This window comes from Acinetobacter sp. YH12098 (genome assembly GCF_013419235.1).
GTDB classification, from domain to species: Bacteria; Pseudomonadota; Gammaproteobacteria; order Pseudomonadales; family Moraxellaceae; genus Acinetobacter; species Acinetobacter amyesii.
This window is the reverse complement of record NZ_VPAO01000032.1, coordinates 34,836-52,056: the sequence shown is the minus strand read 5'-3', so window position 1 is coordinate 52,056 and position 17,221 is coordinate 34,836. Positions and strand designations below refer to the sequence as shown.

Genomic DNA, 17,221 nt, shown 5'->3' with positions numbered 1-17,221 from the left:
GTTAAAATGCTGTGCTGCTTTTCGCACAGACATTTCATCTCGAATCATAATTTCTATGACTTTGTCTTTAAAATCTTTTGAATATCCCATATCTCTATTGTTCTATAGTTTTTAGGATTTGGCTATAGTGACGATTCCTTTGCCACATCCGCTTTTACTGCTTTTCTATACACCGATTGCAATGTCGGTTTTTTAGTTTTGAAACTTATACTCTTCGACAATCTATTCGTAAATTACCTATTCTTAGACTGTCTATACCTAGATAACCATGTTTGGATGTGCCCTGCAATTTCCATAACCATCAACGCCATTGCAGGGTTTGAACATCGACTAAAGTCTATTTTTTAACCTTTCACCCTTTGGTGACTTCACGTGCAATCACCAGCCGCTGAATGTCCGATGCGCCTTCATAGATTTGACTGACACGCACATCACGATAAATTCGTTCTACTGGGAAATCAGATACATAACCATAGCCCCCATGGATCTGAATCGCATCTGAACACACCCGTTCAGCCATCGTCGATGCAAAAAGTTTCGCCATCGAGGCTTCTTTTAAACATGGAAAACCTGCATCTTTTAACGTCGCTGCATGGAAAATCAATTGGCGAGCCGCCTCAATTTGGGTAGCCATATCCGCGAGGCGAAATGCCACGGCCTGATGCTGTACAATCTCTACGCCGAATGCCTTGCGTTCATTGGCATATTCAACGGCTGCATCTAATGCTGCTCGTGCCATACCCACAGACTGCGCTGCAATACCAATTCGACCTGACTCTAGGTTTGATAAGGCAATTTTATAGCCTTCACCCTCTTGGCCTAAAAGACTATCCGCAGGAATACGACAGTCATCTAAAACTATAGTTGCTGTATCGGAACAATGCTGACCCATTTTGTCTTCTAATCGCGATACGATATAACCCGGCGCATCCGTCGGTACTAAAAAGCACGAAATCCCTTTTTTACCTGCAGATTTATCCGTTACCGCAAAAACCAAGGCTACTTGGGCATGTTTTCCTGTAGTAATAAATTGCTTGGTGCCATTTAATACCCACTCGTCACCATCACGCTCCGCTTTACATTCCAATGCACTCGCATCTGAACCCACTTGTGGCTCTGTTAGGCAAAAACAACCTAACCATTCGCCAGTGGCTAATTTTTTTAAGTATTTTTCTTTTTGTGCTTCAGTACCATAACGCTGCGTAATGCCACATGGCAGTGAGTTTTGTACGCTGACAATCGTCGAAATCGCACCATCACCTGCAGCAATTTCTTCTAAGGCAACAACCAAAGACACATAGTCTAAACCTGCACCTCCCCATTCGTCCGAAACCGTCATACCTAAAGCACCCAGCTCACCAAGTTCCTTTAGCTCTTGTTCAGGAAATGCTGCCGTTTTGTCACGCTCTGCAGCCGTGGGTTTCAGTTTTTCTTGCGAATAGCTTCGCATCATGTCCTGAACCATTTTTTGTTCATCATTTAAAATCATGAGACTTCCTTTTCTAAATCTTTTATAGCGCGTATAGCTTTAAATTTTGGATAACTGCGGAATTAAAAATACTTTGGCTGTATAAAGCAAAGTTGGATACACGACGACGTCATTTGCAACTGTCTGAGGCAAGACGCCATTAATCTCTAATGTTTCTGCGACCTGTAAATCAATAAATATTTGATGACGAGTTTTGCAAATGACAATGGTTTTGGTTACTTTTGCCGAAACAAAAGTAACGAGATGAACTACTGTCAACAAAGTTATTCTCGATCAGACTCCTTCGTAGAAGCCAGAATAAGCAGTTTTAATAAATAACTATTTAGGCTGCATACGAATCGCGCCATCAAGACGAATCACTTCGCCATTGAGATAGGCATTTTCAAAAATATGTGTCACTAATTTTGCAAACTCTTGTGGTTTTGCTAAACGTGGTGGGAAAGGCACCATTTGCCCCAAAGCATCTTGTACATTTTGTGCTAAGCCTTTGAGCATCGGCGTTTCCATAATACCCGGAGCAATGGTCATCACACGGATTGATTCACGTGCAAGCTCACGTGCAAGAGGTAATGTCATTGCAACCACTGCCCCTTTGGATGCTGCATAAGCCGACTGACCAATTTGACCATCGAAAGCCGCAACCGACGCCGTATTCACAATCACCCCACGCTCTTCTTCACCCGCTTTTAATTCATATTTAGCAATCAGTTGTGCCGCATAGCGCAGCATATTGAATGTGCCTGAAACATTAATATTTAATACTTTTTGGAACATCGCCAAATCATGTAATCCGTCACGACCTAAAACTTTTGCAGAGGGTGCGATACCTGCGCAGTTCACTAAGCCATTAAGTTGACCAAATTCCGCTTCAACTTGTGCAAAGAAAGCGCCTACCGCTTGTTCATCGGTAACATCCAATTGAACAAATTTAGCATGATCACCCAGTTGACGTTGCATCGCTTCGCCATGCTCATGATTCATATCCACAATAATCACTTTGGCACCCAAGCCAATTAGATGTGTTGCTGTCGCAGCGCCTAGACCCGATGCACCACCGGTCACGACGAAAACTTTTCCTTTTATGTCCATAGCATTTCCCTATTTATGATGTCTTTTTTTAAATTCGACTTAAGATGCAGAGTAAACAGAGAATTTATTCAGTACAATTTCCAAATGTTGCATCTTTTCTGATGTATTTGGACAATTCTGAACAAGGACCTATCCGCACATATGCCGAAGCATGGACTCGAATACAGTAAAGGGACGATTTCTATCGACTTGGTGCATGAAGCATTACACGATGCGCAAAAAAAGCACTTTGATATTTCTGCTATTTTACAAAAGGCGGGTATTCCCTCAGAGTTACTGCTATCAAGTAAGACCAGAGTTTCTGTTTCTCAATATGCGGCTTTATGGACTCATCTTGCAGATGTGATGGATGATGAATTTTTTGGCATGGATCGGCATGCCATGCGACGTGGTAGTTTTAAGCTACTGTCGAAAATGATCATGCATAACAGTACCTTGGGTGATGCACTTAAGCAAATCTTACAATTTTTAAATCTGGTTTTAGATGACTTGCATAGTGATTTAACCATTGAAGATCACTTTGCTTATATCGTGATCTATGACCAACAAGCGCCTAAACGCATGTTCAGCTATGCCACATATTTGATGCTCATCCATACGCTATTGTGCTGGTTGAGTGGACAACGGATTTTATTAAACCAAATCCAATTTAAATGTGATGCACCTATTGATGATCACGACTACAAAGTTCGCTTCTGTGAAAATATTCATTACCAAGCCAGTCAAAACTATATACAGCTCGATGCCAGTTATTTAAGCCTTCCAATCAAACAAGACACACGTTCGTGGTATCAATTCCTACAACAAACACCTGAAAACCTCTTAGTGCGATTTAAAAACCCGTATGCACTTAGCAGCCAAATTCGTAAACAACTGTTAGACGTTCCTCCTGCCGAATGGTTAGAGTTTTATGAGTTGGCGGTCAAAATGAATATGTCGGAAGCCACAATGCATCGCCGTCTTAAAAGTGAAGGTGTGAGTTATCAACAACTCAAAAATGATATCCGACGAGACACCGCCATCGATTTTTTAACCCATACCGATAAAAGCTTACAAGATATCAGTGAAGAACTAAATTTTCATGATCCAAGTGCTTTTCATCGGGCTTTTAAAAAATGGACAGGCGTCAGTCCCGGTGCATATCGACAAAATAATGCGCCTGAATTCAAGGCCTAGAATTTGATATTCGCTATTTATAAATTGAATATTCATCTAATTAATAGAAAATCAATAACTTAAAAATATTCAATAAATAGACTGACCATTCATCCTTGAACGATTGCTACTTTAGTCTAATTAGGTTATTTTTCACTCAATTTAAAGCACTTTGCTTATTTATATTCCAATTCTCCTGCATCTCCTTGAAAGGCTTTCCTATGCTTAAGATGATTGATGTTCTTGAACAACAACTTGTTCAAAACTTTTCAGATTCTCTTTTCACTCAGATTGACGCAATTGATGAACTGTTTCATGAACAGCTTAAAACTGTCGCAGATATCGATTTGCAAAATTTAATCTCACAATTTTTTAGCACTGAAAATGCAGTTGAAGTTGCTCATGCACTGGATATCCAAGCGGATGACATTGAAGCAATTCAAGCAGGTGCAAATCTAAAAGATGAAAATTTAGTGAATGCAACTGCAAAAATTATTGCTTACTGTCTTGCAGTAGAAACAGCAGCTTTAGAACAAGTTGAAGTTTTCGATAGCTTACAAGACTACCCAATGTAAGTATTGATCGAATATAAAAATAAAGCGCATTCAATGCGCTTTATTTTTGACTATTTATCTAACACTAAATCAATGTTGCCACTGACCTAAGCTGACACGGTCATTGCCACCATAATCTTTTACAGTCCGAACATTTCGATATCCAGCCTGTAAGAACAAATGTCTGACCGCTTCACCTTGGTCATAGCCATGTTCGAGCACCACCCAACCATTCACGGTTAAATGTTTTTTGGCTTGAAGAATGATTTGTTCAAGATCTGCAAGACCATGATTGTCTGCAACCAAAGCACGTTTAGGCTCTGTCGCCAAATCCTTCATGTGTACATCATCAGCATCGATATACGGCGGATTTGACACAATTACATCAAAGAAAGCACGACCAAAGGGTTTCAACCAAGAACCTAAGACAAACTGCACATGTTCAAGATCATGCTTTTTGGCATTAAACTCAGCAACTTCCAAGGTAGGTTCGTAAATATCCGAAGCTACAATTGACCAATCTGGACGTTCACTGGCTAATGACAAGGCTACAGCACCAGTTCCTGTTCCTAAATCGACCACACGAGCATCTTCAGGAAGTTCTAAACGGAGTACAGTTTCAACGAGTACTTCCGTATCAGGACGTGGAACCAAAGTATCTTTAGTCACTTTTAAGTCTAGCGTCCAAAATGGCTGAGAACCTGTGACATAAGCCAAAGGCTCACCTGCTGCAATACGTGCAAGTGATGCGACATATTGTTGTTCTTGCTCAGCTGTTAATTCTTGATCCTTTTTCAGGATTAAATCAAACGAATCAATCTTGATGATATGCTCTAACAACCACGCATTTTCCTGACGTTCATAACTTTCAGGTTCACCACGATAGGCCAAAGCCTGTGCAATATTCATTAGCCACCATTCTGCTGTGCTAATAACGCCAACTGATCGGCTTGATATTCACGATGCAAACTATCTAGCAATTCAGTCAAATCACCTTCCATCACTGCATCCAACTTATACAGCGTTAGGTTAATCCGATGATCAGTCATACGACCTTGTGGATAATTATAGGTACGAATACGCTCAGAACGGTCACCAGAACCTACTAAGTCACGACGCATTTCAGATGTCGCTGCATCTGCCGCTGCGCGTTTGGCATTTTCTAAACGAGAAACCAACAGCGCCATCGCTTTGGCTTTGTTTTTATGCTGTGAACGTTCATCCTGACATTCTACAACTGTACCCGTTGGAATATGGGTAATACGCACAGCAGAGTCAGTTTTGTTAATGTGTTGACCACCTGCACCAGAGGCACGATAGGTATCAATACGTAATTCTGAAGGATTAATTTCAACACTAGTGTCTACATCAACTTCCGGCAAAATCGCAACAGTACATGCCGAAGTATGCACACGACCTTGTGACTCAGTTGCAGGCACACGCTGTACACGATGCGCGCCACTTTCAAATTTTAAGCGACCATATACACCTTCACCATTGATGAGGCAAATCACTTCTTTATAACCGCCGTGTTCGCCGTCATTTTCAGACAACACTTCAATACGCCAACCTTGTGATTCAGCATATTTACTGTACATGCGATACAAGTCACCCGAGAAAATTGCAGCTTCGTCACCACCTGTTCCGGCACGGATTTCTAAATAAGCAGAGTTCGCATCATTCGGATCTTTTGGAATCATCAGAATGTTTAAGTCTGCTTCAAGCTGACCGATCAAAGCTTTATTTTCTTTGATTTCCTCAACGGCCATTTCTTTAAAATCTGGATCCGTCATCATTACTTCAGCAGTCTCAATATCTTCTTCTGCTTGACGGTATTTTTTCCAAACTTCAGTGATTTCAGATAAATCACTATGCTCACGTGACAACTGACGGAAACGTTTGTTGTCTGAAATGACTTCTACATCTGCGAGTAATGCATTTAATTCTTCGTGACGGTCAGAGAGCTGATCTAATCGTAAACGTAACGATTCTTTCATTTTTCAAAAAATCTCAATACACAGGCTCTACCGCTAAACTTTCACGGATATGCCAAAATTCAAAATAATGGCGCTAGTGTACCGATAATGGGTCTGAAATGACATATATATTGTTTTTTGGCCTATCAATGACCCTAAATATCAAAGTGTGAACTTCATCACTCCTACCTTTCTCCACAAAGTCGTACAGATTTTCTGCATTCGACCATTTTTTTCACAATATTAATAAAACTTATACAAACTAGACACTCAAATCACCAAATAAAGAGAAAGCTCTCCATATTTACAGCGAATAGTTTTGTTACATTTACTGCCATCGAAATGATTATGAAAAAGTCCTCGCGTTTATGAAGGACATGGAGTGAACTATGAAACTGAATACTCTTTTAATGACAGCCACTCTAGCAACTGCTTCTATGTTCACTGTGTCTGCAAATGCAGATAGTACAACACGCGTTGCTGCAGCTAGTGCATTAGGTAGTGTTGCAGGTACTGCAATTGGTAAAAATATGGGCGGTAATACCGGCGCTACAATTGGTGCTGCTCTTGGTGGTGCTGGTGGTGCTGCGGTAGCAAGTAATAAACGCAACCGTACAGAATCTGCTATCGGCGGTGCTTTAGGTGGTGGTACAGGTTATACTGTTGGTAAAAGCATGGGCGGTACAAACGGTGGTTACATCGGCTCTGCACTAGGTGCTGCTGGTGGTGCTGCTCTAGGTAATAAAATCTCTAAAGATAAAGCTTACGACAAACACCAAGAACGTAAATACAAAAAACGTTACCGTCGTCGTCACTAATTCAAAAATTAGTGAGTCCTTATTGAATAGTGAAAATAGCACCTTCGGGTGCTTTTTTATGTATCGCCTTTTTTCAAATGATAAATACAACTTTATTTATTGCTCCTGATAAATATTTAGATTTGCCTTCTCTCCAACCAAGTCATCAATCATGTAGAAATAAAGTGCAAAATTTACATTGCAGCAACGGAACACGTATTTTATTTCACATCACGCTCCAAATATTCGCTATGTGTTTTCATATATTGATATCAACAGATAAACATCATGCTTCGTAAGGAGTTTAAAAATGAAAATTAATAAAATTCTATTCAGTGCAGCAATTGCCGCTTCAGCGCTTACTATGACTGCAACACATGCAGGTAATAGCACCAATACTGCATTAACATCTGCTTTAGGTGGTGTTGTTGGTGCAGCAATCGGTAACCAAGTTGGCGGCCAAACTGGCGCAATGATTGGTTCAGCTATTGGTGGCGGTGCAGGTGCTGCAGCATCGGCGAACAAACGTGACCGTAATGGTGCCATCATTGGTGGCGCACTTGGTGGCGCGGGTGGTTATACCGTAGGTAAAAACATGGGCGGTACAAACGGTGGTTATATCGGTGCTGCACTTGGTTCAGCCGGTGGTTCTGCACTAGGTAAAAAAGTGTCTGAAGACCGTCGCTATGATGACCGTTATGATGATCGCTATGACCGTCGTTATAACAACCGTGGCTATCGTACCAATAATTATAGTTACAATGACCGAGGCTACCGTGGAGACAATGGTCGTCACTTAGGTTGGTACAAAAACGGTAAACGTTAATCGATATATTTCAATGAAAAAAAAATCAGCACCTTCGGGTGCTTTTTTTGTATATAAAAAAAGTTTAGATATATCTAAAGTTGTCTTTTTACACCGCCCCACAACCATATCGAGTTTATTCGATATACATTCAGCTTTTTATATCGTATTATTTCGATATAAAGATCTCTGAGAGAAAACATGCGTACTCTAGCCGATACAAAATTTTCAATACTTGAACTCGCACCTGTTCGAGATGATAAAACCATCGAATTTTCACTCAAACATGCACTCCAGTTAGCACAGAAAGCAGAACAACTTGGTTATGAGCGTCTATGGTTAGCCGAACACCACAATATGGACGGCATCGCAAGTTCTGCAACTGCGGTTTTACTCGGTTATCTCTTAGCAAATACACAATCCATCAAGCTCGGTTCAGGCGGGATTATGTTGCCCAACCATGCGCCTTTAGTTGTCGCTGAACAATTTGGCACACTTGAAACGTTATATCCTGGACGTATTGAACTCGGCTTAGGTCGCGCACCAGGTACTGACCAAACCACCATGCGCGCATTACGCCGTGGCCGTCAGGAAACCGAAGATCAATTTCCACAAGATGTTCTTGAGATTTTACAATACTTTAAAGCACCTGAACCACAGCAGCGCATCATTGCTACACCGGGACAAAATACACATGTTCCTGTATGGCTTTTAGGTTCAAGTCTGTTCAGTGCACAACTCGCTGCACGTTTAGGTCTACCCTATTCATTTGCGTCACATTTCGCACCACGCATGCTTGGACAAGCGATTCAGCTCTATCGTGAGACTTTCCAAGCATCCGAATATTTAGATCAACCTTATGTTTCTATGGGCGTACCAACGGTTGTCGCCGAAACAGATGAAGAAGCAGAATATCTGGCAACGAGTGCTTATCAACGCGTTTTAGGTTTAATGCGCGGTCAAAGTTTAAAACTCAAGGCTCCAGTCGACAGTATGCAAGGCTTATGGTCTGCTGCAGAAAAGCTGTCCGTAGATAATTTCTACGCTATGGGACAAGTCGGTTCAAATGCAACCGTTCGAGCGGGTTTAGAAAACCTACTCACCAAATATGACGTTGATGAATTTATTTTCACCTGCGACATTTACGATACCGATAAGCGCATTGAAAATTTCGAACGTTTAATGCAAATCAAAAATGATCTAGCTTAAGACTCTAAGCTTGATGATTTAATCCAAGCGTTTGATCCGTCTAAAGCCAGAATTGCGATTACGTCTTTTGTGGCTCTTTTAGACGGATACAATCGAGAACAATGCTTTGGCTAACATTTACTAAAGCTACACTTAAAAACCATCATTGCCTCAACGAAATAATTGCTTTACTCATTTTTATTACTGTATAAATATTAAACACAAGCAAAACAAAGAGAAAAATAAGCAGATGAGCCAATATATTAATAAACCCACACCCGCATTTATCGCAGCAAGTTGGTGTGCACTGATCTTAGGCGCTGTAGTGTTTTGCATAGGTTTATTCAATGCAAATATGATGCTGAATGAAAAAGGCTTTTATCTCATTTTATTGCTCTATGGATTATTTTCATCGGTTTCACTACAAAAAATCATTCGTGACCGTTTAGAAGGAATGCATGTCACTGCAATCTACTTTGGACTGTGCTGGGCATCCGTCATTATTTGCCTCGTACTTCTTGCCATTGGTCTATGGAATGCTGAACTGGCATTAAGTGAAAAAGGGTTTTACATGATGGCTTTCCTAATGAGTTTGTTTGGCGCAGTTGCAGTACAAAAGAATATTCGTGATATGGACTATTTACGTACCCATACCGACCAACCCGAACTTAAGCATTCAACCCCGAGTCAGCTTGACTATAACTCATCAGATGATGAACCACTTTAAAACTCACAAAATTTATAGATCTCAAAAGCTGTTCATGCAGGTCGCTCATTGTTTTATCGATCTGCTTGAGCGGTTAATGAACTACAACGCATAAAAAAATCAGTTCACTCCTAGAAATGTATAAATGACAAGGGCCAAGCAAATCAATTCTAGACAAATTGTATGACTCATCAGACTGAAAAAACGCTTTACCCCGACTGGCCCATCACAGAATATATTCCTATCTAAGACTCAACTAAAAAAACAAAAGACAAGGAATAAATATGGCCAACAAGCAGGATGCAACCCACCATATTTTTAATAATCATCTAGAGGATTTTGAACACTTTCGTGGAACGATCATCAGTTCAGAACAGATCAAAGATTATGACTTTAAGAATCAAAAAATCGCCATTATTGGGATAGATCAGCATGTGGTCTCTGAACTACATCATCTATGTCAGGTTGCAGATAACATCATGGTCTATCAAATCAAACCGCAATTTGTTTTACCGCGTACTGAACGTCTATTGAATAAATTAATTCAACATCCACTGATTGCAAAAAATCGACGTTTATTTAGCAATCGTATTAAGAGTATTTTGGCGATTCGCTTTTTAGAAGATCAAGTGCCGAACCATTGGTTAAGACATTTACTCAGTCCAAATACCGCAATTCAGAACAAAACCTTCCTAAAATCGGATCATTATTATGCAGCATTACAGCAGCCCAACTGCATCTTAAACACTTGGCCTATTGCAAAAATTCAGAGTAATTCAATCACGGCTTTAGATGAGCATACGTTTGAGTGTGATGTCATTGTGCGCAGCGAATCTAACCAATCCAAAGAAAAGTAATTACATTGCAATTATTTTCACATGACAATTACTAGAATTTATCCGATTGATCAAAACTCACAACACCAATAGCCATCTCTGGTGGCTTTTGCTAGATCCCCTACGTTATTGAATACTTCTATTCGGTAAGGCTAAGGATTCTTAAAAATCCATAAATGAAAATAGCTTTAATCGTGCTACATGCTTTTTCAGCGCTCAGACTTAAATCATGCTTCCGACCTGCATCATCAGCTACAGTTCATTTATAGAAGTGCGATTTTTGAATAGTTATGATCAATTCTTCATGAAAATTTTATTTCAAACCAATAAATTTTCAGTCTCTTAATTTTGTCTTACACAACTCTTTTAATGACTAATTATAAGTAGGAAAATTTATACCGATGCTCATATTCAGCCGACATTTACTTATGTTCTAATCTATATTCAATAAGAAAATAACTGCTAAAAATCCAATTTTAATATCACTTCATATCTGCTTTTAAAGCCTAAATAGTCTCAATTCGAGCATTCCCCACCCACATCAATTAAATAAATGATGCCATTTCTTGAGATTTAACACCTAAAAGCGACTGTTTGATTATTTTTTATTCTATTTTCTGCCTATTTTTTTAGCATTTAAATCAGTATTTTTTAAAATTATGATCAAATATTAAACTGTATGTGCTAAATCTAGTATATACACTACTCTTATCAAGTAGATTATTCAGGCTTAATTCATAGATAAAAACACAGCAATACACGGATTATTTTAAAAGATTGAAGCTGTCAATTAGGCCATATTTTATAAATTTTCAGCCAAAAAAATTCATCAAATTGGTACACATTTGAATACAGAATTTGCTTAAATTTTAAGTCTAAATGTTGAGAAAAATTTTCATCAATATTTTAAATATTTATCATTCATTAAAAGTATGACAAGTCAAAAATTAATACTATTTTTATATAATTTATACAGTAATTTATTATCATTAAAAGAGCCACCGAAGTGGCTCAATTTACACTTAACCAATGCGACGTTTCAGTCCTGTCATTTGTAAAACACGTGTTGAAATTTCTTCAATCGACATTTCCGACACGTTTAAGTATTTAATTCCTTCTGAAATATAAATACCTTCAATCGCACGTAATTCCATCTGGCACTGACTAAAACTTGCATAACGGCTATTGGCCTTACGTTCTGAACGAATTGCTACAAGGCGCTCTGCATCAATCATCAAGCCAAATAACTTATGTTTATGCTCACGTAAAACTGCAGGTAAACGGTTGTCATCCAAGTCTTCTTCTGTCAACGGATAGTTCGCTACACGAATACCAAATTGCAAAGAGAGATAGATGGAAGTCGGTGTTTTACCCGAACGTGACACGCCAATTAAAATTAAGTCGGCTTTGTCATAATGACGAGTACGTGCCCCATCATCGTTATCTAAAGCAAAATGCACCGCATCAATACGTGCTTTATAAGACTCAGAATCTGTTACTGCATGGGTTTGACCGACTAAAGTTGTAGGAGCTGTGCCTAACTCGTCAGATAATTTACTAATAAGCCCTTCAAAAACATCAAGATTTACTGCATCTGCCGTATTAATAATGTCACGTACATACGGGTCAACAAGGGTGTCAAACACCAAAGGCTTTTGACCGTCTTGCTGCGCTCTAAGATTGATCTCTGCAACCACATTTGTAGCTGCTTCTTCAGAGGTAATATAAGGAATAATATGAATGTCAAAATCTACATGAGGGAACTGGGCTAACAGTGAATGACCAAGCGTTTCTGCGGTAATCGCTGTCCCATCCGAAACAAAGAAAACACTACGCTGAATCTGTTTACCTTCTGACATTAAAATTCTCCTCCAAAATTTGTCTTAGTGCTATATAATCTTTATAGTAAACCATCTTACATGACTGTCACTTAGTAAATTTAGAATGCTAAGTAATTTGTTATAATTTCATGCCAAGATAGTGATTAATACTGCAAAAGTGGAGTAACAACTTTGGAAGCGCGCGTAATTGGTCTAGAAAAATTAGGGAAACACGACGTAGAACTCGTGGGTGGTAAAAACTCATCATTAGGTGAAATGATCAGCCATCTAGCAAATGCTGGTGTATCTGTTCCTGGTGGTTTTGCTACTACAGCTCAAGCATATCGTGAATTCCTCGAGCAAAGTGGCCTAAACGCTAAAATTAACGCTGAACTTGCTGCACTCAATGTTGACGATGTAAATGCACTTGCTGAAACTGGTGCAAAAATCCGTCAATGGATTGTAGACACTCCGCTTACAGCTGAACTTGAAACAGAAATTCGTGAGGCTTTCACAGCTCTTTCAAACGGCAACCCTGATATCGCGGTTGCCGTTCGCTCATCTGCAACAGCAGAAGACTTACCAGATGCTTCATTTGCTGGCCAACAAGAAACTTTCTTGAACATCCGTGGTATCGACAACGTCCTTATTGCGATTAAAGAAGTATTTGCTTCACTTTATAACGACCGCGCAATTTCTTACCGTGTACACCAAAACTTCGCACATGACGTCGTTGCGTTATCTGCAGGTGTTCAACGCATGGTTCGCTCTGAAACAGGTGCAGCTGGTGTAATGTTTACACTAGATACAGAATCTGGTTTCCGCGACGCAGTTTTCATCACAGCTTCTTATGGCTTGGGTGAAATGGTTGTACAAGGTGCTGTAAACCCTGACGAATTCTATGTATCTAAACCACTTTTAAATGCAGGCAAACACGCTGTATTACGTCGTAACCTTGGTTCTAAACACCAAAAAATGATTTATGGTGAAGAAGGTGCTGCAGGTAAGTCAGTGGTTGTTGTAGACGTTGAAAAAGCAGATCGTCAACAATTCGCTTTAAATGACCACGAACTTCAAGAACTTGCTAAACAAGCATTGATCATTGAAAACCACTATGGTTCAGCAATGGACATCGAATGGGCGAAAGATGGCGATGATGGTCAAATCTATATCGTTCAAGCACGTCCTGAAACTGTGAAGAGCCGTCAAAATGTAGGCACAATGGAACGCTACCTTCTTAAACAAAAAGGTAATGTGATTTGTGAAGGTCGTTCAATCGGTCAACGTATTGGTTCTGGTCGCGTGCGTATCGTGACTTCAATCAAAGAAATGGACAAAGTTCAAGACGGCGACGTACTTGTATCTGACATGACTGACCCAGATTGGGAACCAGTAATGAAACGTGCTGCTGCGATTGTCACTAACCGTGGTGGTCGTACTTGTCACGCTGCGATTATTGCACGTGAACTTGGTGTTCCTGCAATCGTAGGTTGTGGTAATGCAACTGAAGTATTGACTGACGGTCAAGAAGTGACTGTGTCTTGCGCTGAAGGTGACACAGGCTTTATTTACGAAGGTTCTTTGGACTTTGAAATCCAACGCAACTCTATCGAATCTATGCCTAAACTTCCGTTCAAAATCATGATGAACGTAGGTAACCCTGACCGCGCATTTGACTTTGCTCAAATTCCTAACGAAGGTGTTGGTCTTGCTCGTCTTGAGTTCATCATCAACCGTATGATCGGTGTACACCCTAAAGCATTGCTTAACATTGACAGCTTACCACGTGAAACTCGTGCTGCTGTAATGTCACGTACTGCAGGTTATGCATCTCCTATCGAATTCTATGTTGAAAAACTAGTTGAAGGTATTTCTACACTTGCTGCAGCGTTTGCTGACAAACCAGTGATTGTTCGTATGTCTGACTTTAAGTCAAACGAATATGCAAACTTAATCGGTGGTAAGTTATACGAACCTGAAGAAGAAAACCCAATGCTAGGCTTCCGTGGTGCTAGCCGCTATGTGTCTGACAACTTCCGTGACTGCTTCGAACTTGAATGCCGCGCACTGAAAAAAGCACGTGATGAAATGGGCTTAACTAACATTCAAATCATGATTCCTTTCGTACGTACTGTTGCTGAAGCGAAACGAGTTATTGAATTGTTAGCGCTTAACGGTCTTAAACGTGGTGAAAATGGTCTTAAAGTGATCATGATGTGTGAACTTCCAACTAACGCATTGTTGGCTGAACAGTTCCTTGAACACTTCGACGGTTTCTCTATCGGTTCTAACGACTTAACTCAGTTAACACTCGGTCTAGACCGTGACTCTGGTATCGTTTCTCACCTATTTGATGAACGTGATCCAGCCGTTAAAGCACTTCTTTCTATGGCAATCCATGCTTGTCGTAAAGCTGGCAAATACGTAGGTATTTGTGGTCAAGGCCCTTCAGATCACCCTGACCTAGCTAAATGGTTAATGGAACAAGGCATTGAGTCTGTTTCGCTTAACCCAGACTCAGTATTAGACACTTGGTTCTTCCTTTCTGAAGAAAAAGCTCAACAAGCTTAATAAACTGTGTTAAAAAAAGACCCACATGTGGGTCTTTTTTTTTATTTATACTTTTACAGACGTTTTTTGAGATTTTAGTTTTATGCAGATTTACTTGGCACGAAATAACCAACAAGCTGGTCCCTACACCTTAGAACAACTTAACCAAATGCTCGCGAGCCAACAAGTGTTACTCACGGACTTGGTTTGGCACCAAGGTATGACCGAATGGAAAGCTTTGGGTGAACTCACTCAAGGTCAGTTGGTTTATATGCCTGCAGGATATACTGCACCAACAGCATTCGAATCAAATCAAACTGCAACTACGCCATCAAATACCTATGCACAGCCTCAAGCGGTACAAGAGCAAACTAGCCTAGCTAGTATTCCTAAACGTGTTTTGGCGAAAATCGTCGATTTACTGCTTTGGATACCAGCAACTTTTATCTTAACGGCATTTTTTAGTCCAAGTGAAAAGACACAATTTGCAAATCTGAATGAACAGTTTATGCAAGCTGTGATGACCCCAAATGCTGACCCCAATGTTTTACAAGCACTACAAACACAAATGGTTGAAATGTTTCCCAACCAAGCTTGGATTGCAATGTTTGCGTATCTCTTCATTATGCTTTTCATTCAAGCATATTTGATTGCTAAATCAGGTCAAAGCATTGGTAAAAAAATCACCAAAATTAAAATTGTAGATGCCGAAACCAGTCAACCTGTAAACCTCATGCGTGGCTTCACTTTACGCAGTGTTTTATTTATTTTCCTGAACTTTTTATCAATGCCATTAAGCGTAATCATCGATTCCGTTTTCATTTTCGGCAAGAAGCGTCAAACCTTGCATGACAAATTGGCAAAAACCAAGGTAATAAACCAATAATTTTCACTTTTATTCAGGGATGATTTTTTCATCCCTTTTTTGTGCATTATATTGAAATTAAAATAAAATTTAGATAAAAAAAATACAATCCTGACTAGCAAAATAGGGTTTTAATACAGTCATTTAAAGCATCTTTATGTATAGCTTAGTTTGCCGATATCAGGCATAATGCCCTACAACGTAGCGGTGTCGCATCATTGTGACTGTTTTTTCATGTCTGAAAAAATCACAATCATGCGACACTTTATTCGCTATCCCAAATTTTAAATTTAGGGAATGGGACTCTTCACCGAGGTTGTAAAATGAGACAAACAATTTTAGCTGTATTGTCTTTATCTGCGATCGCTGCACTCTTAACTGGGTGTGGTGGTGATATGGTACTTCTAAACTCAAAAGGTCCAGTTGCTGAAGGTCAATCAAACCTCATGCTTACTGCGATCTACCTAATGTTGTTGGTAGTTATTCCATCAGCACTTATGGCTCTTTGGTTTGGTTGGAAATATCGCGCGTCAAATAAAGATGCAGACTATGCACCTACTTGGGCACACTCGACTGCAATTGAAGTTGTAGTTTGGGGTATTCCCGTAATTATTATCGCTATTTTAGCTTGGTTAACTTGGTGGGGTTCCCACAAGTATGACCCTTACCGTCCACTCGAGTCAGATAAAGCTCCTTTAACTGTTCAAGTTATTGCTGAACAATTTAAATGGATCTTCATCTACCCTGAACAAGGCATCGCGACTGTAAACGAGATCCGCTTCCCTGAGAAAACTCCTGTAAGCCTTCGTTTAACATCTAACTTCACAATGAACTCATTTTTCATTCCGGCGTTAGGTGGTCAGATTTATGCTATGGCAGGTATGCAAACTCACTTGAACTTATTAGCTGATGAAACTAGTCCTGCTGAAGGCTTCCGTGGTTTCTCTTCTAACTATTCAGGTTATGGCTTCTCACAAATGCGCTTCCGTGCACATGCTGTGACTGATGCTCAGTTTGCTGAATGGGTTTCTGCTGTTAAAGCTGGTAATGGTTCTTCAGTTAATCCTGAAGCGGTTCAAAAAACTGTTTTAGACCAAGCTGAATTTGCAACCTTACGTGACGGCAACCGTTCTAAACACCAGATCGAAGTTTTAGTTGCCAAAGCAACTACTCCTGAAGAGAAGGCTCTAGCTGAAGCAATGAAGCCTTACCCTACTAAGCCACACCCAGTGACTTACTATTCTTCAGTTGAACCTAAATTGTTCGAATCAGTGATTAACAAATACATGAGCAACTACCACGGTGCTGATCATACAGCTACTGTTGGACACGAAGCTGCTGCTTCTGAAGCTCATGCAGGCGTTGAACATGCGACTGTTGCAGGGGAATAA

The 17,221-nt window shown here is 39.9% G+C and carries 16 protein-coding genes; 10 read left to right on the top strand and 6 right to left on the bottom strand.

Annotation, left to right across the window (positions count from 1 at the left end; translation table 11 throughout):
- Positions 1–352 precede the first annotated feature (352 nt).
- Genes FTU38_RS11460 through FTU38_RS11450 form a run of 3 tightly spaced genes read right to left on the bottom strand, consistent with a single transcriptional unit; the run spans position 353 to position 2,578 of the window.
- Positions 353–1,489, bottom strand: coding sequence for an acyl-CoA dehydrogenase family protein (locus FTU38_RS11460; protein WP_168377726.1), 1,137 nt, complete (start codon positions 1,487–1,489; stop codon positions 353–355).
- Positions 1,490–1,528: 39 nt separating this feature from the next.
- On the bottom strand, positions 1,529–1,750 hold the full coding sequence (locus tag FTU38_RS11455; protein ID WP_180004948.1) for a hypothetical protein: 222 nt from the start codon (positions 1,748–1,750) through the stop codon (positions 1,529–1,531).
- A gap of 57 nt (positions 1,751–1,807) precedes the next feature.
- The gene (locus FTU38_RS11450) at positions 1,808–2,578 is read right to left on the bottom strand and encodes a 3-hydroxyacyl-CoA dehydrogenase (protein WP_078188564.1); all 771 of its coding nucleotides are present in this window, start codon (positions 2,576–2,578) and stop codon (positions 1,808–1,810) included.
- Positions 2,579–2,719: 141 nt separating this feature from the next.
- Between FTU38_RS11450 and FTU38_RS11445 the strand changes: the two genes are divergently transcribed.
- Complete coding sequence (locus FTU38_RS11445; protein WP_180004947.1) at positions 2,720–3,754, top strand: AraC family transcriptional regulator; 1,035 nt, start codon at positions 2,720–2,722, stop codon at positions 3,752–3,754.
- Positions 3,755–3,954: 200 nt separating this feature from the next.
- On the top strand, positions 3,955–4,308 hold the full coding sequence (locus FTU38_RS11440; protein ID WP_078188566.1) for a hypothetical protein: 354 nt from the start codon (positions 3,955–3,957) through the stop codon (positions 4,306–4,308).
- Between the two features lie 69 nt (positions 4,309–4,377).
- Here the strand turns inward: FTU38_RS11440 and prmC are convergent, their stop codons facing one another.
- Together prmC and prfA are read right to left on the bottom strand one after the other, a co-directional pair.
- Positions 4,378–5,196, bottom strand: coding sequence for a peptide chain release factor N(5)-glutamine methyltransferase (gene prmC / locus FTU38_RS11435; RefSeq protein ID WP_180004946.1), 819 nt, complete (start codon positions 5,194–5,196; stop codon positions 4,378–4,380).
- Positions 5,196–6,284, bottom strand: coding sequence for a peptide chain release factor 1 (prfA, locus tag FTU38_RS11430; RefSeq protein ID WP_078193958.1), 1,089 nt, complete (start codon positions 6,282–6,284; stop codon positions 5,196–5,198). The genes prmC and prfA overlap by 1 nt, the downstream gene beginning before the upstream one ends.
- A gap of 368 nt (positions 6,285–6,652) precedes the next feature.
- Here prfA and FTU38_RS11425 point away from each other — a divergent pair, with 368 nt between their 5' ends.
- The 5 genes from FTU38_RS11425 to FTU38_RS11405 all read left to right on the top strand — a co-directional run bounded on the left by FTU38_RS11425 (position 6,653) and on the right by FTU38_RS11405 (position 10,616).
- Complete coding sequence (locus FTU38_RS11425) at positions 6,653–7,081, top strand: glycine zipper domain-containing protein (RefSeq protein WP_078193959.1); 429 nt, start codon at positions 6,653–6,655, stop codon at positions 7,079–7,081.
- Positions 7,082–7,370: 289 nt separating this feature from the next.
- Entirely contained in the window at positions 7,371–7,886 is a 516-nt protein-coding gene (locus FTU38_RS11420; RefSeq protein WP_078188572.1) for a hypothetical protein, read from the top strand.
- A 180-nt stretch (positions 7,887–8,066) separates the two neighbouring features.
- Positions 8,067–9,074 carry an LLM class flavin-dependent oxidoreductase gene (locus FTU38_RS11415; RefSeq protein ID WP_180004944.1) on the top strand — a complete coding sequence of 336 codons (1,008 nt, stop codon included), beginning with the start codon at positions 8,067–8,069 and terminating at the stop codon, positions 9,072–9,074.
- 229 nt (positions 9,075–9,303) lie between these two features.
- Positions 9,304–9,780: an inner membrane protein YiaA gene (gene yiaA, locus FTU38_RS11410; RefSeq protein WP_078193962.1), complete on the top strand. Its 477-nt coding sequence runs from the start codon at positions 9,304–9,306 to the stop codon at positions 9,778–9,780.
- A 263-nt stretch (positions 9,781–10,043) separates the two neighbouring features.
- The gene (locus FTU38_RS11405) at positions 10,044–10,616 is read left to right on the top strand and encodes a flavoprotein (protein WP_180063546.1); all 573 of its coding nucleotides are present in this window, start codon (positions 10,044–10,046) and stop codon (positions 10,614–10,616) included.
- A 1,001-nt stretch (positions 10,617–11,617) separates the two neighbouring features.
- Here FTU38_RS11405 and FTU38_RS11400 read toward each other — a convergent pair.
- Complete coding sequence (locus tag FTU38_RS11400; protein ID WP_168377735.1) at positions 11,618–12,454, bottom strand: pyruvate, water dikinase regulatory protein; 837 nt, start codon at positions 12,452–12,454, stop codon at positions 11,618–11,620.
- Positions 12,455–12,607: 153 nt separating this feature from the next.
- On the opposite strand from FTU38_RS11400, the gene ppsA reads away from it, so the two are divergent.
- The 3 genes from ppsA to cyoA all read left to right on the top strand — a co-directional run bounded on the left by ppsA (position 12,608) and on the right by cyoA (position 17,221).
- Entirely contained in the window at positions 12,608–14,986 is a 2,379-nt protein-coding gene (gene ppsA / locus FTU38_RS11395; protein ID WP_180005234.1) for a phosphoenolpyruvate synthase, read from the top strand.
- 82 nt (positions 14,987–15,068) lie between these two features.
- A complete protein-coding gene (locus tag FTU38_RS11390; protein WP_180005233.1) occupies positions 15,069–15,851 on the top strand; it encodes an RDD family protein in 783 nt (260 codons plus the stop codon).
- A gap of 302 nt (positions 15,852–16,153) precedes the next feature.
- Positions 16,154–17,221 (top strand): ubiquinol oxidase subunit II, encoded by a 1,068-nt coding sequence (gene cyoA, locus FTU38_RS11385; protein WP_078193967.1) that lies wholly within the window; start codon positions 16,154–16,156, stop codon positions 17,219–17,221.

Bases quoted from the DNA above. Each gene is read 5' to 3' on its own strand.
- FTU38_RS11460 (WP_168377726.1), bottom strand. From the start codon at position 1,489: ATGATTTTAAATGATGAACAAAAAATGGTTCAGGACATGATGCGAAGC.
- FTU38_RS11450 (WP_078188564.1), bottom strand. From the start codon at position 2,578: ATGGACATAAAAGGAAAAGTTTTCGTCGTGACCGGTGGTGCATCGGGT.
- FTU38_RS11445 (WP_180004947.1), top strand. From the start codon at position 2,720: ATGCCGAAGCATGGACTCGAATACAGTAAAGGGACGATTTCTATCGAC.
- FTU38_RS11440 (WP_078188566.1), top strand. From the start codon at position 3,955: ATGCTTAAGATGATTGATGTTCTTGAACAACAACTTGTTCAAAACTTT.
- prmC (WP_180004946.1), bottom strand. From the start codon at position 5,196: ATGAATATTGCACAGGCTTTGGCCTATCGTGGTGAACCTGAAAGTTAT.
- prfA (WP_078193958.1), bottom strand. From the start codon at position 6,284: ATGAAAGAATCGTTACGTTTACGATTAGATCAGCTCTCTGACCGTCAC.
- FTU38_RS11425 (WP_078193959.1), top strand. From the start codon at position 6,653: ATGAAACTGAATACTCTTTTAATGACAGCCACTCTAGCAACTGCTTCT.
- FTU38_RS11420 (WP_078188572.1), top strand. From the start codon at position 7,371: ATGAAAATTAATAAAATTCTATTCAGTGCAGCAATTGCCGCTTCAGCG.
- FTU38_RS11415 (WP_180004944.1), top strand. From the start codon at position 8,067: ATGCGTACTCTAGCCGATACAAAATTTTCAATACTTGAACTCGCACCT.
- yiaA (WP_078193962.1), top strand. From the start codon at position 9,304: ATGAGCCAATATATTAATAAACCCACACCCGCATTTATCGCAGCAAGT.
- FTU38_RS11405 (WP_180063546.1), top strand. From the start codon at position 10,044: ATGGCCAACAAGCAGGATGCAACCCACCATATTTTTAATAATCATCTA.
- FTU38_RS11400 (WP_168377735.1), bottom strand. From the start codon at position 12,454: ATGTCAGAAGGTAAACAGATTCAGCGTAGTGTTTTCTTTGTTTCGGAT.
- FTU38_RS11390 (WP_180005233.1), top strand. From the start codon at position 15,069: ATGCAGATTTACTTGGCACGAAATAACCAACAAGCTGGTCCCTACACC.
- cyoA (WP_078193967.1), top strand. From the start codon at position 16,154: ATGAGACAAACAATTTTAGCTGTATTGTCTTTATCTGCGATCGCTGCA.